A 25598-nucleotide genomic window follows, 5' to 3' on the forward strand; every position below is an offset into this window, starting at 1 on the left:
GAGGAGCCGCACGTGACCGAGACCGGGCCGCGCCCCACGCTCGAGGCCGTGGCCGAGCGCGCCGGGGTCTCGCGGGCCACCGTGTCCCGCGTGGTCAACGGCGCCCACGGGGTGCGGGACGAGCTGGCCGAGCGGGTCCGGCGCGCGGTGGAGGAACTCGGCTACGTGCCCAACCAGGCCGCCCGCTCCCTGGTGACCCGGCGGCACCAGGCCGTCGCCGTCGTCGCCGCGGAACCGGAGACCCGGGTGTTCGCCGACCCCTACTTCGCCCAGCAACTGCGCGGCATCAGCAAGGAGCTGACGGCCCACGACAACCAGCTCGTGCTGCTGCTCACCGAGGGCCGCGAGGACCACGCCCGCGTCGGGCGCTACCTGGCCGGCGGGCACGTCGACGGCGCCCTCGTCTTCTCCCTGCACCTGCACGACCCACTGCCCGGCCTGGTCCGCAGCGCCGGGGTACCGACCGTCTTCGGGGGGCGCCCCGACTGGGACGACGGGCGGGGCGACGTGGTCTACGTGGACAGCGACAACCGCGGCGGCGCCCGCTCGGCCGTCCACCACCTGGCCGGGCTCGGCCGCACCCGCATCGCGCACATCACCGGCCCGCTCGACCAGACCTCGGCCGCCGACCGGCTCGCGGGCTTCCGCGACGTCCGGGCCGACGCCGACCCGGCACTGGTCGCGCGGGGGGACTTCACCTCGGGCGGCGGGGAGCGCGCGATGCGGGAACTGCTCGACCGGTGCCCCGGCCTGGACGCCGTGTTCGCGGCCAACGACCTCACCGCGGCGGGCGCCCTGCGGGTGCTGCGCGAACGCGGGCGTCGGGTGCCGGACGACGTGGCCGTGGTCGGCTTCGACGACATGCTGCCCGTCGCCGAACAGACCGACCCGCCGCTGACCACCGTCCGCCAGGACATCGAGGGGATGGGCCGGCTGATGGCCCGCCTGCTCCTGCGCGGCCTGGACCGTGGGACCGCCGACTCCGACTCCGCCGACTCCGACTCCGACGCCCCGGAGACACCGACGGCGGCCCTGCCCGGCGTGGTCCTGCCGACGACCCTGGTCCACCGCGCCACGGCGTGAGGCGCCTGCGGCGCCACGTCGCCCCGGACGGCGTCCGAGTCGGCCGCGGGACACCCCGCCCGAGCGGGATACCGGACGCCATCGCGTGAACGCGGCCCCCGGACCGGGCGCGCGGGTGCCCTTCGGCGGGCACCTGGGCGGTCGGGCCGCGTCGTCGGGCGGGGCCGGGATGCGGGTCGGGCGGTGCGGGCCCGGGCACGGGAGCGGACACTGTCGCGACGGGACGTGCGCGATCCCCGGCTGCCGGGTGCCGTGTGCCTCTGCGAACGGGGGCAGCCGGACACACCGGCCTCCTTTCCGGCCGCGTGGCAGGCCGGACCGGTCCGGCCGTGTCGAGGGGTCAAGCGGGATGGGGGATGCCGGGTGACCGGTGCGAACCCGGGTGCCGGACCTCGACCTGACGGCGAGCGCCTGACAGGCCCCCGTGCCTACCCCTGGCGCGGGGCCGGCCTGAGTACCGCGAACCGGGCGCCGTACGGGTCGGCCAGGCGGGCGACGCGGCCGACACCCTCGATGTCCGTCGCCGGCATCCGCACCGTGCCGCCCAGCTCCGTGGTCCGGGCGACCGCGGTGTCCGCGTCGTCCACCGCGAAGTACGGCAGCCATCCGGCGTCCGAGTCCGTGTCCGCCGGATCCTCGGCGAGCGGGACGAGACCGCCGAACATGGCGTCCTCGCCCTCTCCGGCCGGGTTGACGCAGGTGTAGGAGCCGCCGGGGAAGGAGACGCCGGAGGTCTCCAGACCCAGCACCGCACGGTAGTACGCGGCGGCTGCCGCGATGTCCGCGGTGTGCAGCTCGACCCAGCACAGCGCGCCGGTCTCGCCGGTCACGTCCAGGCCGGCGCGCTGCCCCGGCTGCCAGATGCCGAACGGCACCCCGGCCCGGTCGGCGAGGATCGCCATGGTGCCCTGGTCCATGACGTCCATCGGCTGCACGAGGACACCGCCGTGCGCCTGCCCGGAGGCCTGGGCGGCGGCACGGGCGTCCGGGGCCTGGAAGTACACGGTCCACGACGGCGGGCCCTGCTCCTCGGTCGTGCCCATGCCACCGGCCACGATCCGGCCGTCCAGTTCGAAGAAGCCGTAGCCGCCGGCCTCCGGCCCCGCCGACCGGAACCGCCAGCCGAAGAGGCCGCCGTAGAAGGACGTGGCGCCGTCGAGGTCGGAGGTGCCGACGTCGAGCCAGTTCGGAGCGCCGGTGACGAAACGGGTCGTGAGCATGATTCGCCCTCCTCGGAAGGGTCCCGTTGTCTGCACTGACGAGTCTTCCACCGACCAGCGGTGACCGCTCCCGCGCGCCGCCGTGCGCCGCCGTGCGCGGCGGAGGACCATCTGATCTGCTGGGGGAGCCGGATACGCGGCGTTGATGCCGCGTTGATCGAACGTTTTTCGCTTCCCGGCAGGCTGCTGCCCATGCACATCGAGACGACCGCGGCGCCCGACCTGAGCTGGCAGGAGGAGGCGTTGTGCGCGCAGACCGGGGGAGACTTCTTCTTCCCCGAGCCCGGCAGCTCCGTACGGGACGCGAAGCGCATCTGCGCCCTGTGCCCGATCCGCTCGGCCTGCCTGGAGTTCGCGCTGAGCAACGACGAGCGCTTCGGCGTCTGGGGAGGCCTGTCGGAGAAGGAACGGCTGGCGCTGCGGCGCACCATCCCCTGACCGGAGCCCGGTAATTCGCTGTGCCGCACCCGTCGCGCCGGGCAGAATCCCGGCATGTCCCGAACCGCCGCACAGCACGAGGCCGAGAGCCTGCTGCACGCCCTCGATCCGCTCGCCCACCCGCGGCGCATGCGGGAACTCGTGGCACGCGCAAGGGAGTCGGCCGACCCGAGGTCCCTCCTCACCGAGCTCGAACGGCACGGAACATACGGACGCAGGCTCGCCGTCGTCGCCGCGTCCGCCGTCCGCGACACCGAGTGGATCGCGGACCGGATCGCCGACCCCGACCCGTACGTGCGCGGCCACGCCCTGCGGGTGGCCGACACGCTGGGCGTGCCCGACGCCGCCTTCGAGGCGGGTCTCGCCGACGCCCCCGAGACGGTCCGCCGGAGCCTGCTGCGCGCCGTCGCCGCCGGCGGCCGCACCGCCCTCGCCGACCGGCTGGTGGACGGGGTGCGCCGCGACTGGGGCGACACCGAGGCGACCCGTCTGCTGCCGGGCTGCACCACACAGGAGGTCGGCCGGCTGCTGCCCGGGCTGCTGTACGCCGTCCGGTCCTGGAACCCGCTCGCCAGGCGGCACCGCGCGACACTGTCCGCCGTGCTGGAGGCGGAGCTGGACGCCCGGCCCGAGGGCCTGCGCGACGACTGGTGGCGCCGGTACGCGCCCGCGGTGGCCACGCTCGCGCCCGCCGAGCCCGCGCGCGTACTGCGGATGCTGGAGGAGCGGGGACCGAGCGGGCTGCCCTACGAACTGCGGAGCCACCTTCCCGCGTTCGCCGGCGCCGACCCGCGGCGCGTCCTGCGCCTGCTGCTCACCCCCGCGTGGGCGTCCGCCGTCGGCGTCCACCGGCTGGGGCGCACGGTGCTGTACCGGCTGACCCGCACCGACTCGCCCGAACTCGTCGCCTACGCCCGGGCCCTGCTGCCCCTCGGCGGCCTCCCGAGGCTGCTGAAGGCGCTTCCGCCCGCCCGGCGCCACGCACTGTGGACGGCCGTGAGCCAGGGGCGGGGAAACGGCGGCACGGTCGTCGTCGACGAGGAACTCCTCGAGGTGCTGCCGCGCCGCCACGCCGCGGACGAGGCCCGGGAAGCCGCCGCACGCGCGCGGGAGGCGGGCGCGTCCGAGAACATGGTCCTCCTCGCCGAGTCCTTCCTCCCGGTGGCCGAGGCGCACGACCGGCTGCTGGCCGCCACCCGGCGTCCCGACGCCGACGACCGCGCCCGGGCCTGGCCGCTGCTGATCCACAACGCCGCCCGCTCGCGCGACCCGGCCGCCGTCACCGCCGTACTGGAGGACATGGCGCGGCTGCGCAACGAGCAGGATCCGGTGCGGGGCGCCGCGCTGCGGGCGGTGCGCGGCATCCCGGCCGCGCTGTTCACCGAGGAGGCCGCCGAGCATCTGGCCCGTCTCGCCACGGACGCGGTCGAAGCGCGCGACTCCTCGCCCCAGACCCGCCGGGCGCTGGGCGAACTGGCCCTGGCCGTGCTGTGCGAGCACGCGGCGGGCGGCACCCGCACGCTGGTGAACTGGGCCCTGCGCACCCTCGTGCGGATATCCGGCACCACCGGCGGCGCCGACCTCGGCCGCCTCGACCGCACCCTGCGGCGCGGCCAGGAGCACCAGGTGTACGAGGCGCTGCGCCCGTGGATCGAGGCGGGCGCCGAGAAGGCCGACTACGGCCTCGCCTTCGCGCTGGCCCGTGCCGTGGGCCCGCGCGCCTGCGGCATGCCCGAACTCCAGGACCAGCTGTGGCAGGCCGTCCGCTACGGCAACGACACCACCGCTCGCACCGCGATCGGCCTGTGGCTCGAACCGTCCGCCACCCGCGACGAACGGGCGGCCCGCGTCCTCGCCCGGGAACCCTCGGCGGCCGCACTGGAGCCGGTGCGTGCGGTGATCGTGACGCGCCGCACCGACCTGCTCGACCCGCTGCTCGCCGAGACCCCGCCCTACGGCCGCTTCCTGACCAAGGGCACCCCCTGGTCCGTGCCCGTGACCGCGCACGAGGTGAGCCGGTGGGTGCCGCGCCAGCAGGCCGCGCTGCTGAGCCGGTGCGCCGCCCTGGCCGCCGACGCCGGACTGCCGCTGCACGCGCGCGCGAGCGCCGTCACGCGGGCGGCCACCGTGCCCGACGGCGGCGCCGACCTCGTACGCCGCTGGACCGGGTCGCCGGACGTCGTCCTCGCCGAGGCCGCGCTCGCCGCCCTGGCGCGCACCGACCGGGCCGCCGAGGCGCTGCCCGAGCTGCTGGCGCACGCCGGCGGCGACCGGGCCCGCGTCGCCGTGTACGCGGCCACCCAGGCGTCCCGGCAGACGCCGCCGTCCCGGCTCGCGGGCGCCCTGCGGGACGTACTGGGGGCGCCGGACGCCAAGGTGACCAGCCGCAAGGAAGCGGTCCGGCTCGCCGCGGTCCGCCTTCCCGTGCCGGACGCCGCGGCCCTGGTCACCGAGGTCTGCGCCCGCCCGGGGACCCACCCCGACGTACGCGCCGCCGGTGTCGCCTTCGCCGCCGGGCTGCTCGCCCGGGAGGAGGTCTGGGACCTGCTGCGCGACGCCGCGGGCGGTGCGCCGGTGCTGCGGGCCGCCCTGCTGCGGACGGCGCCGCGGGACCTGCCCGAGGCGCACCGCGGCCGGTACGCCCGCCTGGTCCGCGACGTGGCCGCCACCGACGACGACCCCGCCACCGCGCTCCTCGCCCTCCACGCCCTGGGCCGGTGGATCCCCTGGGCGGAGGACGGCGCCCGGGTACTGGCCGGGGCCGTCACGGACCTGACCAACCGCGCGACCTGGCACGCGGCGGCGAACGCGCTGATCGGCGCCGCGTCGGGCGCTGCGCAGGGCCGGTCCGGCCTGCTGGAGGCCCTGCGCGCGCTGGCCGGAGCGGAAGCCGGCGGGGACGACGACGCGGGGGAGCGGCGGGACCGGCCGGCCCGGCAGCGCGTCGAGTACCTCGTCACCGGGCTCCGGGCGAGCGCCTTCCGCCCGGAGGCGGCGGTCCGCCCGGTCGCCCGTGCCGCCGCCGAACTGCTCCACGGGTACGACGCCCATGTGGCGCAGGCCGCCGAACTCGCGGCCGGTCACGTCGACCTCACCGCCGTACCGCCACGCCTGGACCGGCTGGCCGCCCTGGTCGGCACCGACCGGCCTGCGCTCGCCGCGCGGATCGCCGACAAGATCGGCGAACGCCTCCGGGGCCGGGAACAGCCGGGCGACGCCACGGTGCTGCTGGGCGAGGCCGGCGCGCTGGCCGAGCACGGCGGACACGCCCAGGGGCTCATGGCCGTCGCCGTCACCGGGGCGCTCGGCGAGCGCGAGGACTGGCCCGCGCCGTGGCGGGAACTGCTGCGCGCCCTGCGCCGCCACCCGGTCCCCGACGTGCGCGACGCGGCGCTGGAGGAGACCACGGCCCACGAGTGACGCCCGGTCGGCGCGCGCGGCCGGGGAGGCCGGGCCGTGGGCGGTCAGCCCGCCGCGCGGGCCGCCATCCGGGCCTTGCGCGCCGCCAGCTTCTCGTCGAACTTGGCGGCCTCGGCGTCAAGACCGCCCATGTACAGCCCCAGTTCCTCCTGGGCCGCCTGCCCCTCGGGACCGAGGCCGTCGATCTCCATGATCTTCAGGAAGCGCAGCACGGGCTGGATCACGTCGTCGTGGTGGATGCGCAGGTTGTAGACCTCGCCGATGGCCATCTGCGCGGCGGCCCGCTCGAAGCCGGGCATGCCGTGACCGGGCATCCGGAAGTTGACGACCACGTCGCGGACCGCCTGCATCGTCAGGTCCGGAGCCAGTTCGAAGGCCGCCTTCAGCAGGTTCCGGTAGAAGACCATGTGCAGGTTCTCGTCGGTCGCGATGCGGGCCAGCATGCGGTCGCAGACCGGGTCGCCGGACTGGTGGCCCGTGTTGCGGTGCGAGATGCGGGTGGCCAGCTCCTGGAAGGCCACGTACGCCACCGAGTGCAGCATCGAGTGCCGGTTGTCCGACTCGAAGCCCTCACTCATGTGGGCCATGCGGAACTGCTCCAGCTGGTCCGGGTCGACGGCGCGCGAGGCGAGCAGGTAGTCGCGCATCACGATGCCGTGCCGGCCCTCCTCGGCGGTCCAGCGGTGCACCCAGGTGCCCCAGGCGCCGTCGCGGCCGAAGAGGCTGGCGATCTCGTGGTGGTAGCTGGGGAGGTTGTCCTCCGTCAGCAGGTTCACCACCAGGGCGATCCGGCCGATCTCGGTGACCTTGGACTGCCCCTTCTCCCAGGCCTCGCCGTCCTCGAAGATCCCCGGGAAGTTCCGCGCCTCGGTCCACGGCACGTACTCGTGCGGCATCCAGTCCTTGGCGACCTTCAGATGCCGGTTGAGTTCCTGCTCGACCACTTCCTCCAGCGCGTACAGCAGCCGGGCGTCGGTCCATTCTGCGGAAGTGCCGAGGTGCGGGGAGACGATCGTCACGAATAACTCCATGGGGACGTACGACAGTGCGGTGCGGCCGGCGAGCGGTGCCGGGAACCTACGGGATCGTAGGCTACGAAACCGTAGGTTACGAGAGCGTAGGTTAAACGCACTGTAAAGGTCGCTGATCAGCCACCGTCCGGCGGTACCCGCGAGGGCCCCGAGACCCGCAGGTCCGGGGCCGGGCGAACGCCCTGCGCGCCGTGCTCAGTCGTACAGCTCCCGCAGCCTGACCGAGAGGCAGGTCACACAGCCCTCCAGTTTCTCGAACTCCCCGATGTCGACGAGCACCGGCTCGTGACCGAGATCGGCGAGCAGCTCCGCCGTCTTCGGCGCGCTCGCCGCCATCAGCAGCCTGCTGCCGCCGAGCAGCACCACATGCGCCCCCGACTCCTCCGGCACCGGCAGGAAACGGGGGAACAGCGAGGGCACGTCCGTCAGCGGGATGTGTCCGATCACCGTCCCGTCCGGCAGCGCGGTGACCGCCGACTTCAGGTGCAGCACCTTGCTCACGGGCACGGCGACGACCCGGGCGCCCAGCGGCTCGAACGCCGCCCGCAGCTGCTGGACACCGGCCGCGTTGGTCCGGCCGCCGCGTCCCACGTAGATCGTGTCGCCGATCTTCAGGACGTCGCCGCCGTCCAGGGTGCCCGGCTCCCACACCCAGTTCACCGAGCAGCCGAGCCGGGCCACGGCCTCCTCGACGCCGGCCGTCTCCGCGCGCCGCGACTCGGCGCCGGGCCGCGTGATCAGCGCGACGTTGCGGAACATGACGACGGCGTCCTCGACGAAGACCGAGTCCGGACAGTCGTCGGCCGGGTCCACCTCCAGCGTCTCCCAGCCGTGCGATCCGAGGGCCTCGACGTAGGCGTCCCACTGTTCGAGGGCCAGGCCGTGATCGACCTTCTCCCGCTCGACGTGGGTCACCAGTCCTTCGGCGAGCCTGGGGCTGGGGCGGCGGACGAGGGCCTTCTTGCTGGGCACGCGGGACCTTCCCTGTCGGCGCGGATCGGCGGGTGTCGACGTCGGCTGCCCGGCGCCGTGACGCGGCGCCGGTGCGCGCCATCATGCAGCGCGGACCTGCGCCGACGGAACCCCCGTCAGCCCCTCGTAGCCCTCCTGAGATGCTCGGCGGTGCTGGAGCCGCGGGCCGCGAGCAGTTCGCGCGGGGTGCCCTCGAAGATCACCCGGCCGCCGTCCCGCCCCCCGTCCGGGCCGAGGTCGATCACCCGGTCGGCGTGCGCCACCACGTCCAGGTTGTGCTCGACGACCACGACCGTGTTGCCGGCGTCCACGAGCCGGTCCAGCAGGGCGAGCAGACCCTCGACGTCCGACATGTGCAGACCGGTGGTCGGCTCGTCCAGGACGTAGACCGCGCCGGTACGGTGCAGCCGGGTCGCCAGCTTGATCCTCTGCCGCTCGCCGCCGGAGAGCGTGGACAGCGGCTGCCCGAGGGTGAGGTAGGTGAGGCCGACCTCGCGCAGGGCGCGCAGCCTGCGGCGTACGCCGGTGTCGGCGAAGAAGCCCAGGGCCTGGTCGGCGGTCATCGCGAGCACGTCGGCGACGGACCGGCCGTCCACCGTCAGCCGCAGCACCTCCTCCCGGAAGCGCCGCCCCTCGCAGTCGTGGCAGGCGGTCGTGACCGGGTCCATGAAGGCGAGGTCGGTGTGGATGGTCCCGCGCCCCTCGCAGGTCCCGCACGCCCCCGCCGAGTTGAAACTGAAGAAGCCCGGCTCGGCGCCGGTCTCCCGTGCGAAGACCTTCCGCACCGTGTCCATGATCCCGAGGTACGTCGCCGGGGTGGAGCGGGCCGAGACGCCGATGGCCGACTGGTCGACGACCACGGCGTCCGGGTGGGCGGCGGTCAGCTCCGCGACCAGCGTGCTCTTGCCCGACCCGGCGACCCCGGTGACCGCGGTGAGCACCCCGGTCGCGAACCCCACCGTCACCTCCCGCAGGTTGTGCCGCTCGGCGCCCTTGACCCACAGCTCACCGGTCGCCGTGCGGACCGTGTCCTTCAGCGCCGTACGCCGCCCCAGGCACCGCCCGGTGAGGGTGTCCGACGCGGCCAGGGAGGCCGGCGTCCCCTCGAACACCACCCGGCCGCCGTCGGCACCGGCGCGCGGGCCCATGTCGACGACGTGGTCGGCCAGCGCGATGACGTCCGGGTCGTGCTCGACCACCAGCACGGTGTTGCCCTTGTCGCGCAGCCGCAGCAGCAGGTCGCCGAGGCGCCCGACGTCACGGGGATGCAGCCCGACGCTGGGCTCGTCGAAGATGTACGTCATCCCGGTCAGGCTGGACCCGAGGTGCCGCACGGTCTTCAGCCGCTGCCCCTCGCCGCCGGACAGGGTGGCGGTCTCCCGGTCCAGGCTGAGGTAGCCGAGGCCGATCGCCTCCACCCGCTCCAGCGCGGCCACCGCGGCAGCGGCGACGGGCAGGGCCACCGGGTCGTCGATCTCCCGCAGTACGGCGATCAGGTCGGTGATCTGCATCCGCGAGCAGTCGGCGATGGAGCGCCCGTCGATCCGGGCCGCGAGCGCCGCCGCGTTCAGCCGGGCCCCGCCGCAGTCGGGGCAGCGGGCCTCGGCCAGGAAGCCGCGCACGAGGTCCCGGGTCTTCTCGCTCATGCCGGACAGGTCCCGCTTGAGGTACAGCCGTTCGAACCGGTCGGCGAGTCCCTCGTACTCGGTGCTCCACGTCCCGCCCGAACCGCTGACGGTGACCTTGCTGCCGGGCCGCCCGCGCATCAGGAAGGCGCGCTCGGCCGCCGTGAAGTCACCGACCGGCTTGCCGGTGTCCAGCTCCTCGGTGTTGGTGTAGGTCTGTCCCTGCCAGGTCCCGGCGGCGAACGGCGGGAAGCGCACCGCCCCGTCGGCCAGCGACCTGGCCGGGTCCAGGATCCGGTCCCAGTCGGGCTGCACCCTGCGGCCCAGGCCGTCGCAGCCGGGGCACATGCCCGACGGGTCGTTGAACGAGTATGCCGTCGCCCCTCCGGCGCTGGGGGTGCCGTGCCGGGAGAACAGCACCCGCAGCACCGAGTGGATGTCGGTCATCGTGCCGACCGTGGAGCGGGAGTGGCCGCCGACCGGCCGCTGGTCGACGACGATCGCGGGGGTCAGGTCCTCCAGGGCGTCCGCGTGCGGCCGCTCGTACTTGGGCAGCCGGTTGCGGACGAACCAGGTGAACGTCTCGTTCAGCTGGCGCTGCGACTCGACCGCGATCGTGTCGAACATGACCGACGACTTCCCCGACCCCGAAACGCCGGTGAACACGGTCAGCCGGCCCTTCGGGATGCGGAGCGTGACGTCCCGGAGGTTGTTCTCCCTGGCCCCGGTGATGCTGATGAACTCGCTCATCCAGCGGACGCTAGACGGAATACCCGACAGCTTCCGGCGTGATTTCCTTCAGTTCTCCCTCCTCCAGCAGCAGCCAGTGCGTGATGCCGAGCGACTCCAGGAACGGCAGGTCGTGGCTGGCCACGAGCAGCGCCCCCTCGTACGCCTCCAGCGCGCTGGTGAGCTGCCGCACGCTCGCCATGTCCAGGTTGTTGGTCGGCTCGTCCAGCATCAGCAGCTGCGGCGCGGGCTCGGCCAGCATCAGCGCCGCCAGCGCCGCCCGGAAGCGTTCGCCGCCGGACAGCGTCGCCGCCTGCTGGTCGGCACGGGCACCCCGGAACAGGAAGCGTGCCAGCCGCGCCCGGATCCGGTTGTTGGTGGCGCCCGGCGCGAACCGGGCCACGTTCTCCGCGACGCTCAGCGCGTCGTCGAGGACGTCCAGGCGCTGCGGCAGGAACCGCAGCGGCACGTGCGCCGTCGCCTCGCCCGCCACCGGCGCCAGCTCCCCGGCGACGGTGCGCAGCAGCGTGGTCTTGCCCGCGCCGTTGCGCCCGACCAGCGCGATCCGCTCGGGACCGTGCAGATCGAGACCGCCCGCCACCCGGGCGCCGTACGCCATCTCCAGCGCCCGCAGGGTCAGCACGGTCCGGCCCGGCGGTACGGCCGTGTACGGCAGGTCGACGCGGATCTCGTCGTCGTCCCGCACGGCCTCCACCGCGTCGTCGAGCCGCTCCTTCGCCCCGGCGAGCTTCTCCTCGTGCATGATCCGGTACTTGCCCGCGGACTGCTGGGCCGTCCGGGCCCGCAGCTTCATCACCGCACGGGGCTCGCGCTTGGTGTCGTACATCTTCTGCCCGTAGCGCCTGCGCCGGGCCAGGACGACCTGGGCGTCGGCCAGTTCACGCTTCTGCCTGCGCAGGTCCGACTCGGCGACCCGGACCATCCGCTCGGCCGCCTCCTGCTCCACGGCGAGCGCCTCCTCGTAGGCTGTGAGGTTGCCGCCGTACCAGGTGACCGATCCGGAACGCAGGTCGGCGATCTGGTCGACCCGTTCCAGCAGCTCACGGTCGTGGCTGACCACGACCATCACCCCCGGCCAGGACTCGACGGCCGCGTACAGCCGCCTGCGGGCGTACACGTCGAGGTTGTTGGTCGGCTCGTCCAGGAGCAGCACGTCGGGCCGGCGCAGCAGCAGCGCGGCCAGCCGCAGCAGCACCGACTCGCCGCCCGACACCTCGCCGACGGTGCGGTCCAGGCCGATGTGGCCCAGGCCCAGCTCGCCGAGCGTGGCCAGCGCGCGCTCCTCGACGTCCCAGTCGTCGCCGACGGTCTCGAAGTGCTCCTCGCTCACGTCACCCGCCTCGATGGCGTGCAGCGCGGCCCGCCGGCCGTCGATGCCGAGCGCCTCGTCGACCCGCAGCGCGGTGTCGAGCGTGACGTTCTGCGGCAGGTAGCCCACCTCGCCGGCCACCCGGACGGTGCCGTCGGCCGGGGTGAGCCGCCCGGCGATCAGCTTCAACAGGGTGGACTTCCCGGCGCCGTTGAGGCCGACGAGGCCGGTCCTGCCGGGGCCGAAGGCGACGTCCAGCCCGTCGAAGACGGCGGTGCCGTCGGGCCAGGCGAAGGACAGGGACGTACAGGAGAGAGAAGTGGGGGAAGTAGACATACGGGTCTCCGCGGTTGCTCGAAGCGGTCAGGGGCAAACGCGTATCGAGACACCGGAAGCGGGCGGCCGCCGTCGGACGGGGGAGGGCAGGAAGGAAGCCCTGCTCCGTCAGGAGGCTGGGACGGCTCGAACGCCGAGGTCGCACGCGGCGTACACACGTGAGATACGTGTGACGCGGTGTCTCAGGACCTCAGACGAGCAACGTCCTTCTCCAATCGGCGGCAACAGAAGCGGTACCGAACCTAAAGAAGACCCGGTTGGCCTGTCAACGCATTTACGCGGACCCCGAGGAGGCCCCCGTGCCCAACGGCTCGCTCTCACTGCCGGCCCGGCTCTGCCTGCTGGCCTGGGACCCCGCGCGGTCCTCGGCGGCCGAGACCGCCCGCGTCCACCACCTGGTGCGCGCCGGTGCGCTCACCGAACTGGCCCAGCGCGGTCTGCTCACCGACGACGAGGGCATCGCCACCCCCGCCGACCTGGACTCCCGCACCGGGGACGCCGTCCTCGACGGCCTCCTCGAACTCGTCCGCGAGTCGCTGCCGCACCGGTGGCGCACCTGGGTGCGGCTGCATGCCCGGGTCACCTTCGACGCCGTGCGGGAGCAGTTGGTGGCCGAGGGGTACCTGCGGGCCGAGAAGAAGCGGGTGCTCGGGGTGTTCCCGTCCGTGGAGTACGTGCTCGCGCGGGCAGTCGCCGCGCGGGCGCTGCGGGAGGAGGCGCGACACCTGCTGGAAGGGCCGCTGCCGGCCGGGGAGGTCTCCGAACGGGACGCGGCCCTGGCCGCGCTGGCGGCCGCCGCCGGACTGGGCGGGCCCGGGCGCACGGCGGGCGGGGTCCGCGGACGGGACCGGATCACGGAACTGACCCGGCGGTGCGCGAGCGCGGCACCCGGCATGCGGAAGATCGTGGGCGAGGTGTGGGACGAGGTGAGCGACGAGACGGCCCGGGCACCGGTGTCCGCGCGCGGCTGAGCGCCGTCCGGCGCCGCGGGAGCCGGGAGCGGGTCACCAGCTCCCGCGCATCAGCTCCGCCAGGTCGTGGTCCAGGTCCAGCTGGAGGTGCTCAAGACCCACCGGCACCAGCTCGCCGGCCGCGTGCAGGAACCGGCGCAGCTCGCCCGAGCGGACATGGATCACGGCGGTGCCCTCGGGCGCGTGGAACTCCAGGACGGTGCGGTCGTACCCGTACGGGCGCACCCGGACGTCGCCGTGGCCGTTCGGCTCCTGCATCCCGGCGATGAGCAGTTCGCGGGAGAAGGTCCAGCAGACCTCCACGCCCTCAAGGGTCGCCGGGGCCGGGAAGGTCATGCGGACGGCGAACGGGTCGGCGCGGTCGTAGTGCAGGGTGGCGGGGATGTTCGGCATGCGCGGCGCGGCGGCGACGAGACGCGCCTCGACGGGCTGATCGATGACGGTGGACAACGCCTTGCTCCCTCGTGACGGCTGGACGGGCTTCGCGGGTGGTGCGGGCCGGGCACTGGAAGAGACGTCGGAATCAGCCCATCCGTGCACACGACGAGCGAGTGACCTCTGTCACCGCGTTCATGCCCGGCGGCGCCCAGGAGTGACACGCCTCTCCTCCCCTGCCCCGAAGGGCACTTGCGGCCCGCCCGCACCACACGTGTGCGCGGTCGCGGCCCCCTGAACGGCGCGCGGGCCGTGGGCCGGCTTCGCCCGCCATGAGGCGCTTGGGAAGCAGGCGACGCACGGTACGGTCCGTTCGAGCCGGCGGCAGGCGTACGGGGGCGGGTGGCGCTCGCGGGGCCGCACGCGCGCGCGTGCTGCACTCCGCCGACCGGGGGCGCACCTGGACGGCCGACGACGCCCCCATCCCGGCCGGCGACCCGGCCCGCGGCGTCTTCGCCCTCGCCTTCCGCGACCGCGCCCACGGCCTCGCCACGGGCGGCGACCACCGCCCCGAGCAGGCATCGCCGCGGGCCGCCGCCCGGACCGCCGACGCCGGCCGCCGCCCGGACCGCCGACGCCGGCCGCCGCCCGGACCGCCGACGCCGGCCGCCGCCCGGACCGCCGACGCCGGCCGCACCTGGCGGCCCGCCGACCGGCCCCCGCCCTCCCCCAGTGCTCAACGCCTGGGGACCCCCATCCGCTCCGGCGTCGCCCGGCTCCCGCACAGCCGCACCGCGGCCCTCGCCGTCGGCCCCACCGGCACCGGCCTCACCACGGACGGCGGCCACACCTGGCGGACGGTCGACACCGGCTCCTACGACACCGTGGACTGCACCCCGGACCTGGGCTGTTGGGCCGCGGGCGAGCAGGGCCGGGTGGCCCGGCCGGAGCGCTGACGCCGGGCGGGCCGGGGTGTTTGTCCGTAACGTGGGTAACCGTTCGCCGAACGCGAGAGGAAGTGAGCGGACATGCCGAGCGGTTCGAGCCCCAAACGGGAGCGGCAGTACGAGCACATCAAGAAGAGCGCGAAGGACCGTGGCGAGGGCACCGGCCGCGCCAAGGAGATCGCGGCGCGGACGGTGAACAAGGAGCGCGCGCAGTCCGGCGAGTCCAGGACCGCCAGCCGTACGTCGACGCAGGACAAGTCGCCGAGCAAGCGCGGCGGCCAGCGGTCCGGGAACCGGCAGGGCCCCCAGGGGCCCACCTACGACCAGCTGTACCAGGAGGCCAAGCGGCGTGACGTCCACGGCCGTTCGAACATGAACAAGGGTGAGCTGCGCCAAGCGCTCGGCAAGTGAGCCGCGGCTCCTAGCGAAGCTCCTCCCGGTAGCGCTCCAGCGCGGGCGCCGTCTTCGTGGCGACGAACTCGGTGACGCGGTACGCGCACACACCGGCCCTGACGAACGGGTCGCCCGCGGTGATCTCCTCGATTTGCGCACGGTCCTCCGCGACGGCGAGGATCACCCCGCCCTCGCGGGGTTCCTTGCGTCCGGACGCCAGGAACACGCCCTGCTCGTACAGCCCGTCGAGCCAGGCCACGTGGTCGGGCAGCAGGGCGTCGACGGTTTCGAGCGGGGCGGTGTAGGAGAGCTCCAGTACGAACATGATCGCGAGCCTACTCGGGCTCCCGTAGGCTTGCGGCCACCATGACGACCGTGAGTGTGCAGACCCCCGCCGGCTGGCCCACGACCGAGGAACGGGCCCGGGCGGTCCAGGACGAACTGCGCGCCCGCGTGGTGCTCGACGAGCCAGGCCCGCCCCCCGGCACCGGCCGGGTGACCGGCGTGGACGTCGCCTACGACGACGAACGCGACGTCGTCGCCGCGGCGGCCGTCGTGCTGGACGCCGCGACCCTCGCCGTCGTCGCCGAGGCCACGGCCGTCGGCCGGATCTCCTTCCCCTACGTGCCCGGCCTGCTCGCCTTCCGGGAGATCCCGACCGTGCTCGCCGCCCTGGAGGCGCTGACCTGCCCGCCCGGCCTGGTCGTGTGCGACGGGTACGGCCTGGCCCACCCGCGCCGCTTCGGCCTCGCGAGCCACCTGGGCGTCCTCACCGGCCTGCCCACGATCGGCGTGGCCAAGAACCCCTTCACCTTCACCCACGACGACCCCGACACCCCGCGCGGCAGCACGTCCCCGCTGCTCGCCGGTGCCGAGGAGGTCGGGCGCGCGGTGCGCACCCGCGACGGCGTGAAGCCGGTCTTCGTCTCGGTCGGGCACCGGGTGGGCCTCGGCAACGCCTGCGCCCACACCCTGGCCCTGACACCCGCCTACCGGCTGCCGGAGACCACCCGCAGGGCCGACGCCCTGTGCCGCGCGGCCCTGCGGGACGCCGCCTACCCGGCCTGATCCTGGACGCTCCAGCGGCCCACCTCCCGGTACGCCGAGTCGTAGATCTCCGAGCCGTCGCCGGGCCGCAGCGCGTAGTGCTTCAGGTTGCCGCCCCAGTACCGCAGGATCCGCTGCAACTCGGCCGTGGGGTCCTCGGCGAGCGCGCCCTCGTCCATGGTGACTTCGAGAAGGAACTTCATGCCTTCAAGGCTTTCATTGAACTCCTGTTTGGCACTTTGCCGCACATGATGCCCGGTGGCCCGGAGAACGGTGCCGTGAAAGTCTCAAATCGGCGGATCCGAGCACCCCGAGTGATCTGAGTATCCGTACGGATGTGCCACCGGCCGCGGTCCCGGCAGGGTGGACGGCATGACGCCACAGCGTGCACCCAAGTACCCGGCCCGGTCCGGCCGCCCCGTCGAGCGGTCCGTGGTCGCGGGTCTGGTGCTGGCGGTGGGCGCGGGTCTGGCCTGGATCGGCGGGATGATCTACACGATCGCCGGGTGGTCCGGGTAGGCCCCGGCCACCCGGAGCGGCCCACGGCGGCCCACGGCGGCCCACGGCGGCCCACGGCGGCCCACGGCGTCCCGGGGCGCCCCACGGCGTCCCGGGGCGTCCCGGGACGGCCCGTCAGCGGGTCGCGGCCACCCGGAAGCCGATGCCCGCCGCCCGCAGCCGCCCGGTCAGCGCGTCGCCCATCGCCACGGTCGTCGTGACCTGCCCGGCCGTCGGCGGCAGGGCGTCGAGGGCGAGACAGAGCGCCGCCTCGGCGAACATCTTGGCCGTCTCGTCGTACCCGGGGTCGCCGCCCGCGACCTCGGTGAACACCTTCCGGCCGCCGCCCTCGCCCACGAAGCGGACCGAGAACCAGCTCCTCGCCCGCCGCTCGGCGCTCGGTCCCGCGCCCGGCGCGAGCCTGGCCGACAGCCTGCGCCGTGCGGGCGGCACCTGGGCCGCCGCCACCAGCGCACCCACGGCCGCCGCCCCGCCCAGCGCGACGGGCAGCCGCCGTACGGCCGCGTAGTGGCGGTAACGGAAGTCCGGGCCGTAGCGGTCCAGGGCCTTCGCGGACCGGCGCACGATCTGCGCGTCCACGGTCGGCAGCGGCAGCGCCCACGCCCCCACCTCCCCGGCGAACCGGGGCGCCCCGATCGGCGTCGCCACGCGGCGGCCGACCAGGCGCGGCTCGTGCCGCCGGCGGTCCAGCGCCGCGGCCCGCAGTTCGCGGCCGCGCGCGAACTGGCCCAGCGCGGAGGCGAACGTACCGCCCGAGAACGTGGCGCTGACGGTCACGAAGCCGTCCACGGTCAGCGGCACGCCCTCCGGCAGCTGCCGCACGGTGAAGTACACGCCGAGGTCGTGCGGGACGGAGTCGAAACCGCAGGCGTGCACCAGGCGGGCCCCGGTCTCCCGCGCGCGGGCGTCGTGGCGGACGTAGGCCAGGTCCACGAACTCGGGCTCCCCGGTGAGGTCGAGGTAGTCCGTGCCGGTGTCCGCGCAGGCGGCGACCAGCGCGTCGCCGTGACGGACGTAGGGCCCGACCGTCGTGGCCACCACGCGCGCGTGCCCGGCGAGTTCGCGCAGCGAGTCCGGATCGGACACGTCAGCGAGCAGCACGCCGACCTCGGCCGCGGTGTCCGCCGCGCCGGTCAGCCGCTCGCGCAGGCGGCGCAGCCGCTCCTCGTCGCGGCCCGCGATCGCCCAGCGCAGCCCGTCCGGCGCGTGTGCGGCGAGGTACTCCGCGGTCAGTTCACCGACGAACCCCGTCGCCCCGAACAGCACGATGTCGTACGGCCGGTCGGCCGTCTTCAGCCTGTTCATGACATCCCTCCGTCACCCGTCGGCAACCCCTGGGTCCGCAGCACGCGCCGTTGCCGGTGGCTGAGGCTAGCGTGAGGATCGCGCGGCCCGGAGAGGAGCCTGCACCATAATTGGCTAAGCGCTTGCTCGCCCGGGTCTTGTGCGCAGTGGAACACGTTCTTAGCATCACTGGTGTTACATCGGTTGTGTCACAGAGCTGGGGGCTGGATGCCGGAAGTGAGGACGCCGACGCGGAGCCCGGGCGCCGAGGGCCCGCTCGCCGGTGTGCGCGTGGTCGAGCTGGCCGGTATCGGCCCCGGACCCTTCGCCGCCATGCTCCTGGCCGACCTGGGCGCCGACGTCGTACGCGTCGACCGTCCCGGCGGGCCCGGCCTCGGGATCGACCCCGCCCACGACGTCACCAACCGCAACAAGCGCTCCGTGCTCGTCGACCTCAAGGCACCGGACGGCCCGGCCCGGGTCCTCGACCTCGCCGAACGCGCCGACGTCCTGATCGAGGGCTACCGACCCGGCGTCGCGGAACGGCTCGGCGTCGGCCCCGGGGACTGCCACGCCCGCAACCCGCGCCTCGTCTACGGCCGGATGACCGGCTGGGGCCAGGAGGGCCCACTCGCCCGGCACGCCGGACACGACATCGGGTACATCGCGCTCACCGGCACCCTCGGCATGACCGGCGCCCCCGACGAGCCCCCGGCCGCCCCCGCCAACCTCCTCGGCGACTACGCGGGCGGCTCCCTCTACCTGGTCGTCGGCCTCCTCGCCGCCCTGCACCACGCGCGGGAGCACGGCACCGGGCAGGTCGTGGACGCCGCCATCGTCGACGGCACCGCCCACCTCTCCGCGATGATCCACGGCATGCTGGCCGCCGGCGCCTGGCAGGACCGGCGGGGCGCCAACCTCCTGGACGGCGGCTGCCCCTTCTACGGCACCTACGAGACCGCCGACGGCCGGTACATGGCGGTCGGAGCCCTGGAGCCGCGGTTCTACGCCGAGTTCACGCGGCTGCTCGGCCTCCCCGACCCGGCACCGCGCGACGACATGTCCCGCTGGCCCGAGCTGCGCGCGGCCGTCGCCGCCCGCTTCAAGTCCCGTACCCGCGACGAGTGGACGGCCGTCTTCACCGACACGGACGCCTGTACGGCCCCCGTCCTGTCGCTGCGCGAGGCCCCGCACCACCCGCACCTCGCCGCCCGCGGCACCTTCACCGACCACGACGGCATCACCCAGCCGGCCCCCGCACCCCGCTTCTCCGCGACCCCCACCGCCGTCCGCACCGGCCCCGCCCTGCCCGGCGCCGACACCGAGACCGTGGTCCGCGACTGGGGGCTGGCCCCCGACTGGGTGCCGCCCCCGGCCTCCCGCCCCGATCCCGCAGTGCACAACCCTCAGTGAAAGGCCTGCCAGTGAGCACCGAAGCGTACGTGTACGACGCGATCCGCACCCCGCGCGGACGCGGCAAGGCGAACGGCGCCCTGCACGGCACGAAGCCCGTCGACCTGGTCGTCGGCCTCATCCACGAGATCCGCGCCCGCTTCCCCGGCCTCGACCCGGCCGCCGTGGACGATGTCGTGCTCGGTGTCGTCGGCCCGGTCGGTGACCAGGGCTCCGACATCGCGCGGATCGCGGCGATCGCGGCCGGACTGCCGGACACGGTGGCCGGTGTGCAGGAGAACCGCTTCTGTGCCTCGGGCCTGGAGGCGGTCAACATGGCCGCCATGAAGGTGCGCTCCGGCTGGGAGGACCTGGTCCTCGCGGGCGGCGTCGAGTCCATGTCCCGCGTGCCGATGGCCTCGGACGGCGGCGCCTGGTTCAACGACCCGATGACGAACCTCGCCACCAACTTCGTCCCGCAGGGCATCGGCGCCGACCTGATCGCCACCATCGAGGGCTTCTCGCGCCGCGACGTGGACGAGTACGCGGCGCTCTCCCAGGAGCGCGCGGCCACCGCCTGGAAGGAGGGCCGCTTCGAGCGCTCCGTCGTGCCGGTGAAGGACCGCGCCGGTCTCACCGTCCTCGACCACGACGAGCACCCGCGCCCCGGCACCACCGCGGACTCCCTCGGGAAGCTCAAGCCGTCCTTCGCCGACATCGGCGAGCTGGGCGGTTTCGACGCCGTGGCGCTGCAGAAGTACCACTGGGTGGAGAAGATCGACCACGTCCACCACGCGGGCAACTCCTCCGGCATCGTGGACGGCGCGTCCCTGGTCGCCGTCGGCTCCAAGGAGGCCGGCGACCGCCACGGTCTGCGGCCGCGCGCCCGGATCGTCTCCGCCGCGGTCTCCGGATCCGAGCCCACCATCATGCTCACCGGCCCCGCACCGGCCACCCGCAAGGCCCTGGCCAAGGCCGGGTTGACCATCGACGACATCGACCTGGTCGAGATCAACGAGGCGTTCGCGGCGGTCGTCCTGCGCTTCGTGAAGGACATGGGTCTGTCCCTGGACAAGGTCAACGTCAACGGCGGCGCCATCGCGCTCGGCCACCCGCTCGGCGCCACCGGAGCCATGATCCTCGGCACCCTCGTCGACGAACTGGAACGCCAGGACAAGCGCTACGGCCTCGCCACCCTGTGCGTGGGCGGCGGCATGGGCATCGCCACCATCGTCGAGCGCATCTGACCCCCTCCCGACGGATACGGCGGCCACGACCGCCGCGACGGCCACGACGGATCACCTGGAGCACACCCTCATGAGCACCGAGCCCACCACCATCCGCTGGGAGCAGGACGACACCGGTGTCGTCACCCTCGTCCTCGACGACCCCGACCAGTCCGCGAACACCATGAACCAGGCGTTCCGCGACTCACTGGCGGCGGTCACCGACCGCCTGGAGGCCGAGCAGGACTCCATCCGCGGCGTCGTCGTCACCTCCGCCAAGAAGACCTTCTTCGCCGGCGGCGACCTGCGCGACCTCATCCGCGTCACCCCCGAGACCGCCCAGGACCTCTTCGACGGCGGCATGGCCATCAAGCGCAACCTGCGCCGCATCGAGACCCTCGGCAAGCCCGTCGTCGCCGCCATGAACGGCGCGGCCCTCGGCGGCGGCTACGAGATCGCCCTGGCCTGCCACCACCGCGTCGCCCTGGACGCGCCCGGCTCCAAGATCGGCTGTCCCGAGGTCACCCTCGGCCTGCTCCCCGGAGGCGGCGGCGTCGTCCGCACCGTCCGGATGCTCGGCATCACCGACGCCCTCCTGAAGGTCCTCCTCCAGGGCACCCAGTACAACCCGCGCCGCGCCCAGGAGAACGGCCTGGTCGACGAGGTCGCCGACAGCCGAGAGGACATGCTCGCCAAGGCCCGCGCCTTCATCGACGCCCACCCGGAGTCCGCCCAGCCCTGGGACCGGCCCGGCTACCGCATCCCCGGCGGCACCCCCGCCCACCCGAAGTTCGCGGCCAACCTGCCCGCCTTCCCCGCCAACCTGCGCAAGCAGACGAACGGCGCCCCCTACCCGGCGCCGCGCAACATCATGGCCGCCGCCGTCGAGGGCTCCCAGGTCGACTTCGAGACCGCGCAGGTCATCGAGGCCCGCTACTTCGTCGAGCTGGCCGCCGGGCAGACCTCGAAGAACATGATCCAGGCGTTCTTCTTCGATCTCCAGGCGGTCAACTCCGGTGCCAACCGCCCGAAGGGTGTCGAGGCCCGGAAGGTCACCAAGGTGGCCGTGCTGGGTGCGGGGATGATGGGTGCGGGCATCGCGTACTCGTGTGCCCGCGCGGGTATCGAGGTGGTGTTGAAGGACGTCTCCCTGGAGTCGGCCGTCAAGGGGAAGGCGTACTCGGAGAAGCTGTGCGCCAAGGCCGTCGCGCGGGGCCGTACGAGCCGGGAGAAGGCCGACGCCCTGCTCGCGCGGATCACGCCGACCGCCGAGGTGGGAGACCTCGCCGGCTGCGACGCGGTGATCGAGGCGGTGTTCGAGGACACCTCGCTCAAGCACAAGGTGTTCCAGGAGATCGAGCACGTCGTCGCCCCCGACGCCCTCCTGTGCTCCAACACCTCCACGCTGCCGATCACCGCCCTGGCCGAGGGCGTCGAGCGCCAGGGCGACTTCATCGGGCTGCACTTCTTCTCTCCTGTGGACAAGATGCCGCTGGTGGAGATCATCAAGGGCGAGCGGACCGGCGACGAGACGCTGGCGCGGGCGTTCGACCTGGTCCGGCAGATCGGCAAGACACCGATCGTGGTGAACGACTCGCGGGGCTTCTTCACCTCCCGGGTCATCGGCCACTTCATCAACGAGGGCGTCGCGATGGTCGGCGAGGGCATCGAGCCCGCCTCCGTCGAACAGGCGGCGGCGCAGGCGGGGTACCCGGCCAAGGTGCTGTCCCTGATGGACGAACTGACCCTCACCCTCCCCCGCAAGATCCGCAACGAGACGAAGCGGGCGGTGGAGGAGGCGGGCGGCACCTGGACCGCGCACCCCGCCGAGGCGCTCATCGACCGCATGGTCGACGAGTTCGGCCGCCCGGGACGCTCCGGCGGTGCCGGGTTCTACGAGTACGGGGAGGACGGAAAGCGGGCCGGGCTGTGGCCGGGGCTGCGTGAGCACTTCACCAAGCCCGGGTACGAGATCCCGTTCGCCGACATGCAGGAGCGGATGCTCTTCGCCGAGGCGCTGGACACCGTCAGGCTCCTGGAGGAGGGCGTGCTGACCTCCGTCGCCGACGCCAACATCGGCTCGATCTTCGGCATCGGCTTCCCCGGCTGGACCGGCGGCATCCTCCAGTACGTCAACGGCTACGAGGGAGGTCTGCCGGGCTTCGTCGCCCGCGCCCGCGAACTGGCCGACCGCTACGGCGAGCGCTTCACCCCACCCGCCCTGCTGGTGGAGAAGGCGGACAACGGGGAGGTCTTCACGGACGGCCGCTGAGCCGCCGGATCATTCACCGGCCTCCTTGTCGAGCCACTCCCGCAGCTCCTCGCGCAGCGACCGCTGGAACGTGGTCAGCAGCGCCTGCACCACCAGCGGGTGCATGTGGGCGGACAGCGACCGCACCTCCGGCGCCTCCCGTTCGGCGACCGCGTCGCGCAGCAGCCGCGACAGGTCGCGCGCGGCGGCGCGGGAGTGCTCCAGGAGGGCCGTGCGGGCGGCGAGTACCGTCTCCGGGGAGAAGGGCACGTCGAGCAGCTCGACGCCGAGCCGGAGCAGCCCGACGTCCACCCGGTAGGCGTCGCGGTCGGGCAGCACGACGTCCATCGCCCCCAGCCGGTCCACCTCCTCGTCGGTGAGCGGCCGTCCCGCCCGCCTGCCCAGCTCCTCGCGGGTGACCCGCTCCACCGTCTCCGGCGCCCAGGAGGCCACCACCGCGCGGTGGAGCGCCAGGTCGTGGGGGCTCAGGTCGTCCGGCAGCCGCTTGAGATACCGCTCGATGGCGGCCAGCGTCATGCCCTGGTGCTGCAACTCCTCGATCAGCGCCAGTCGCGCCAGGTGCTCCCGGCCGTAGTGCCCCACCCGGCGGGGACCGAGCACCGGCGGCGGCAGCAGTCCTCTGGTGCCGTAGAAGCGGACCGTGCGGACCGTGACGCCGGCCCGCGCGGCCAGCTCGTCGATCGTGAGGGTCGGCTCCGCGGTGTCGGTGGTCGTCATGTGCAGCAGTATCGCTGTCTCACCAGTGCTGTGAAACCTCTCGCGCACCTGTCGCACGCCTCTTGCCCGACCTGTGCGGGCCATCGGTGGATCTTGTGAGAAGTCACGCTGTGTGACCTGAACCACCGCATGCCCACGCAGCGTCGTGGGAAGGTGCCGTCTTGGTCTGTGCCGCGCCATTGGGTGGTGCGGGCCCGAGACACACGTACGGACGACTCGGGCGCACCCCGCCCGAGCGCACCAGAGAGTGGAACCACCCGTGAGCAAGGACGCCGTCGACACGGCACAGGTCGCCGCCCATCCCCAGGCGACCGGGACCATCCCCGCGGACGCGGGCGACGCCGGTTACAGCAAGGACCTCAAGGCCCGCCACGTCAACATGATCGCCATCGGCGGCGCGATCGGCACCGGCCTCTTCCTCGGCGCCGGGGGGCGCCTGCGCGACGCCGGACCGGCGCTCGCCATCGCCTACCTCGTCGCCGGCGTGTTCGCCTTCTTCGTCGTCAAGGCACTCGGTGAGCTGGTGCTCTACCGGCCCTCGTCCGGATCCTTCGTGTCGTACGCGCGCGAGTTCCTCGGTGAGAAGGGCGCCTACGTCGCCGGCTGGATGTACTTCCTGAACTGGTCGACGACCGGTATCGCGGACATCACCGCGATCGCGCTGTACACGCACTACTGGAGCATGTTCACGAGCATCCCCCAATGGCTGCTCGCGCTGGTCGCCCTCGCGGTGGTCCTGGCCGTGAACCTCATCTCGGTGAAGATCTTCGGCGAGATGGAGTTCTGGTTCGCGATCGTCAAGGTCGCCACCCTCGTCGGCTTCATGCTGATCGGCATCTTCCTGCTCGCCACCCGGCACGAGGTGAGCGGGCAGACCCCGGGCGTGGGCATGATCACCGACCACGGCGGCATCCTCCCGCACGGCGTGATGCCCGTGGTCCTCGTCATGCAGGGCGTGATCTTCTCCTACGCGGCCCTGGAGCTGGTCGGCGTCGCCGCCGGCGAGACCGCCGAGCCGCACAGGATCGTGCCCCGCGCGGTGAACTCGATCATGTGGCGGGTGGCCCTGTTCTACGTCGGCTCGGTCGTGCTCCTGGCCCTGCTGCTGCCGAGTTCGCTCTACTCGGGAGACGAGAGCCCCTTCGTCACGGTGCTGTCGGGGATCGGGGTGCCGGCCGCCGGTGACGTGATGAACCTCGTCGTCCTCACCGCCGCGATGTCGTCGCTGAACTCCGGTCTGTACTCCACCGGCCGCATCCTGCGCTCCATGGCGATGGCGGGCTCCGCGCCCAGGTTCACCGGCGTGATGAGCCGCAGCCAGGTCCCCTACGGCGGCATCCTGCTGACCTGCGCGGTCTGCGTCCTCGGCGTCGGGCTGAACTTCCTGGTGCCGAACAAGGCCTTCGAGATCGTCCTGAACGTCGCCTCCCTGGGCATCATCAGCACGTGGGTGATCATCATGATCTGCCACCTGGTGTTCGTCCGCCGGGCGCGTGCGGGCCTGGTCGAACGGCCGCGGTTCCGGCTGCCCGGCAGCCCCGGCACGGAGATCGTCACGATCGCCTTCCTGCTGGCGGTCATCGGCCTGATGTGGAACGACGAGGAGGTCGGCCGCAGGACCGTGCTGCTCGTGCCCGTGATCGCGGTGCTGCTGGTGGCCGGCTGGTTCGGCGTCCGGCGCCGGGTGGCGCGACAGGCCGAGCGGGACCTGTCGGCGCCGAGGGAGTAGCGGCCCGGGGCCACTGTCAGTGGCGTCCCCTACGGTGGCGTCATGTCGGAGATCAGCTATGTCCGGGGTGACGCCACCGCGCCGTCGGTCAAGGGCGTCAAGGTGATCGCCCACGTGTGCAACGACCTCGGCGGCTGGGGCAAGGGCTTCGTCCTGGCCGTCTCCCGCCGCTGGCCGCAGCCGGAGGCGGCCTACCGCGCCTGGCACCGCGACCGCGCGGCCAACGACTTCGGTCTCGGCGCGGTCCAGTTCGTCCAGGTCGAGCCGTACGTGTGGGTGGCCAACATGATCGGCCAGCGCGGCACGAGGACCGGCAGCAAGGGCGTACCCGTGCGCTACGAGGCCATCGGCACCGCGCTCGGCAGCGTCGCCGACAAGGCGGCGGAGCTGGACGCGTCCGTGCACATGCCCCGCATAGGCTGCGGCCTGGCCGGCGGCAAGTGGTCGCGCGTGGAGCCGCTCATATCCGACCGCCTCGCCCGGCGCGGCATCCCCGTGACCGTCTACGACCACGGGGACGCCGTCTAGTCAGGTCCCCGGGC

General features: G+C 73.6%; 22 protein-coding genes and 1 pseudogene. 13 read left to right on the forward strand and 10 right to left on the reverse strand.

All coding sequences use genetic code 11. The annotated features are described in order from the left end of the window. Positions 1 to 12: 12 nt before the first annotated feature. Positions 13 to 1083, forward strand: a complete 1071-nt coding sequence (locus C4J65_RS30600; RefSeq protein ID WP_115745332.1) for a LacI family DNA-binding transcriptional regulator — start codon at positions 13 to 15, stop codon at positions 1081 to 1083. A gap of 428 nt (positions 1084 to 1511) precedes the next feature. On the opposite strand, the gene C4J65_RS30605 is transcribed toward C4J65_RS30600, so the two are convergent. Continuing rightward, entirely contained in the window at positions 1512 to 2303 is a 792-nt protein-coding gene (locus C4J65_RS30605; protein ID WP_115745333.1) for a VOC family protein, read from the reverse strand. Positions 2304 to 2495: 192 nt separating this feature from the next. Between C4J65_RS30605 and C4J65_RS30610 the strand changes: the two genes are divergently transcribed. Beyond that, the gene (locus C4J65_RS30610; RefSeq protein ID WP_115745334.1) at positions 2496 to 2741 is read left to right on the forward strand and encodes a WhiB family transcriptional regulator; all 246 of its coding nucleotides are present in this window, start codon (positions 2496 to 2498) and stop codon (positions 2739 to 2741) included. A 54-nt stretch (positions 2742 to 2795) separates the two neighbouring features. Then, positions 2796 to 6161 (forward strand): hypothetical protein, encoded by a 3366-nt coding sequence (locus tag C4J65_RS36225; protein WP_162833423.1) that lies wholly within the window; start codon positions 2796 to 2798, stop codon positions 6159 to 6161. 44 nt (positions 6162 to 6205) lie between these two features. On the opposite strand, the gene C4J65_RS30620 is transcribed toward C4J65_RS36225, so the two are convergent. The 4 genes from C4J65_RS30620 to C4J65_RS30635 all read right to left on the reverse strand — a co-directional run bounded on the left by C4J65_RS30620 (position 6206) and on the right by C4J65_RS30635 (position 12184). Then, positions 6206 to 7180 carry an acyl-ACP desaturase gene (locus tag C4J65_RS30620; protein WP_162833424.1) on the reverse strand — a complete coding sequence of 325 codons (975 nt, stop codon included), beginning with the start codon at positions 7178 to 7180 and terminating at the stop codon, positions 6206 to 6208. A gap of 207 nt (positions 7181 to 7387) precedes the next feature. Next, on the reverse strand, positions 7388 to 8164 hold the full coding sequence (ddaH, locus tag C4J65_RS30625) for a dimethylargininase (RefSeq protein WP_115745336.1): 777 nt from the start codon (positions 8162 to 8164) through the stop codon (positions 7388 to 7390). Positions 8165 to 8280: 116 nt separating this feature from the next. Further along, the gene (locus C4J65_RS30630) at positions 8281 to 10539 is read right to left on the reverse strand and encodes an excinuclease ABC subunit UvrA (RefSeq protein ID WP_115745337.1); all 2259 of its coding nucleotides are present in this window, start codon (positions 10537 to 10539) and stop codon (positions 8281 to 8283) included. 10 nt (positions 10540 to 10549) lie between these two features. Then, positions 10550 to 12184 (reverse strand): ATP-binding cassette domain-containing protein, encoded by a 1635-nt coding sequence (locus C4J65_RS30635; protein WP_115745338.1) that lies wholly within the window; start codon positions 12182 to 12184, stop codon positions 10550 to 10552. A gap of 299 nt (positions 12185 to 12483) precedes the next feature. Here C4J65_RS30635 and C4J65_RS30640 point away from each other — a divergent pair, with 299 nt between their 5' ends. Beyond that, on the forward strand, positions 12484 to 13155 hold the full coding sequence (locus C4J65_RS30640; protein ID WP_115745339.1) for a GPP34 family phosphoprotein: 672 nt from the start codon (positions 12484 to 12486) through the stop codon (positions 13153 to 13155). 33 nt (positions 13156 to 13188) lie between these two features. Here C4J65_RS30640 and C4J65_RS30645 read toward each other — a convergent pair whose 3' ends face one another. After that, positions 13189 to 13605 (reverse strand): SsgA family sporulation/cell division regulator, encoded by a 417-nt coding sequence (locus C4J65_RS30645; protein ID WP_115745340.1) that lies wholly within the window; start codon positions 13603 to 13605, stop codon positions 13189 to 13191. A 338-nt stretch (positions 13606 to 13943) separates the two neighbouring features. Here C4J65_RS30645 and C4J65_RS30650 point away from each other — a divergent pair. Together C4J65_RS30650 and C4J65_RS30655 are read left to right on the forward strand one after the other, a co-directional pair. Continuing rightward, positions 13944 to 14486, forward strand: a pseudogene (locus tag C4J65_RS30650) (hypothetical protein); the annotation flags it as partial. Between the two features lie 72 nt (positions 14487 to 14558). Beyond that, on the forward strand, positions 14559 to 14888 hold the full coding sequence (locus tag C4J65_RS30655; RefSeq protein WP_115745341.1) for a plasmid stabilization protein: 330 nt from the start codon (positions 14559 to 14561) through the stop codon (positions 14886 to 14888). A 10-nt stretch (positions 14889 to 14898) separates the two neighbouring features. Here C4J65_RS30655 and C4J65_RS30660 read toward each other — a convergent pair whose 3' ends face one another. Next, positions 14899 to 15195 carry a YciI family protein gene (locus tag C4J65_RS30660; protein WP_115745342.1) on the reverse strand — a complete coding sequence of 99 codons (297 nt, stop codon included), beginning with the start codon at positions 15193 to 15195 and terminating at the stop codon, positions 14899 to 14901. 41 nt (positions 15196 to 15236) lie between these two features. Here C4J65_RS30660 and C4J65_RS30665 point away from each other — a divergent pair, with 41 nt between their 5' ends. Further along, a complete protein-coding gene (locus C4J65_RS30665) occupies positions 15237 to 15938 on the forward strand; it encodes an endonuclease V (RefSeq protein WP_115745343.1) in 702 nt (233 codons plus the stop codon). Here the strand turns inward: C4J65_RS30665 and C4J65_RS30670 are convergent. Next, a complete protein-coding gene (locus C4J65_RS30670; protein WP_115745344.1) occupies positions 15926 to 16120 on the reverse strand; it encodes a hypothetical protein in 195 nt (64 codons plus the stop codon). The genes C4J65_RS30665 and C4J65_RS30670 overlap by 13 nt on opposite strands. A gap of 169 nt (positions 16121 to 16289) precedes the next feature. Here C4J65_RS30670 and C4J65_RS36435 point away from each other — a divergent pair, with 169 nt between their 5' ends. Next, positions 16290 to 16436, forward strand: coding sequence for a hypothetical protein (locus tag C4J65_RS36435; RefSeq protein ID WP_115746709.1), 147 nt, complete (start codon positions 16290 to 16292; stop codon positions 16434 to 16436). A 114-nt stretch (positions 16437 to 16550) separates the two neighbouring features. Here the strand turns inward: C4J65_RS36435 and C4J65_RS30680 are convergent, their stop codons facing one another. Then, the gene (locus C4J65_RS30680) at positions 16551 to 17741 is read right to left on the reverse strand and encodes a saccharopine dehydrogenase NADP-binding domain-containing protein (RefSeq protein WP_115745345.1); all 1191 of its coding nucleotides are present in this window, start codon (positions 17739 to 17741) and stop codon (positions 16551 to 16553) included. 207 nt (positions 17742 to 17948) lie between these two features. Here C4J65_RS30680 and C4J65_RS30685 point away from each other — a divergent pair, with 207 nt between their 5' ends. From C4J65_RS30685 to C4J65_RS30695, 3 genes are all read left to right on the forward strand, one after another. Continuing rightward, positions 17949 to 19133, forward strand: coding sequence for a CaiB/BaiF CoA-transferase family protein (locus tag C4J65_RS30685; RefSeq protein ID WP_115745346.1), 1185 nt, complete (start codon positions 17949 to 17951; stop codon positions 19131 to 19133). An 11-nt stretch (positions 19134 to 19144) separates the two neighbouring features. Next, the gene (locus tag C4J65_RS30690; RefSeq protein WP_115745347.1) at positions 19145 to 20359 is read left to right on the forward strand and encodes an acetyl-CoA C-acetyltransferase; all 1215 of its coding nucleotides are present in this window, start codon (positions 19145 to 19147) and stop codon (positions 20357 to 20359) included. 70 nt (positions 20360 to 20429) lie between these two features. After that, on the forward strand, positions 20430 to 22610 hold the full coding sequence (locus tag C4J65_RS30695; protein WP_115745348.1) for a 3-hydroxyacyl-CoA dehydrogenase NAD-binding domain-containing protein: 2181 nt from the start codon (positions 20430 to 20432) through the stop codon (positions 22608 to 22610). Between the two features lie 9 nt (positions 22611 to 22619). Here the strand turns inward: C4J65_RS30695 and C4J65_RS30700 are convergent, their stop codons facing one another. Then, complete coding sequence (locus C4J65_RS30700; RefSeq protein ID WP_205351092.1) at positions 22620 to 23327, reverse strand: MerR family transcriptional regulator; 708 nt, start codon at positions 23325 to 23327, stop codon at positions 22620 to 22622. Positions 23328 to 23586: 259 nt separating this feature from the next. On the opposite strand from C4J65_RS30700, the gene C4J65_RS30705 reads away from it, so the two are divergent. Both C4J65_RS30705 and C4J65_RS30710 read left to right on the forward strand, forming a co-directional pair. Next, positions 23587 to 25056 (forward strand): amino acid permease, encoded by a 1470-nt coding sequence (locus C4J65_RS30705; RefSeq protein WP_115745349.1) that lies wholly within the window; start codon positions 23587 to 23589, stop codon positions 25054 to 25056. A 42-nt stretch (positions 25057 to 25098) separates the two neighbouring features. Continuing rightward, positions 25099 to 25584 carry a macro domain-containing protein gene (locus C4J65_RS30710; RefSeq protein ID WP_115745350.1) on the forward strand — a complete coding sequence of 162 codons (486 nt, stop codon included), beginning with the start codon at positions 25099 to 25101 and terminating at the stop codon, positions 25582 to 25584. The last annotated feature ends 14 nt before the right edge of the window (positions 25585 to 25598 follow it).

The organism is Streptomyces sp. CB09001, assembly GCF_003369795.1.
GTDB lineage: Bacteria > Actinomycetota > Actinomycetes > Streptomycetales > Streptomycetaceae > Streptomyces.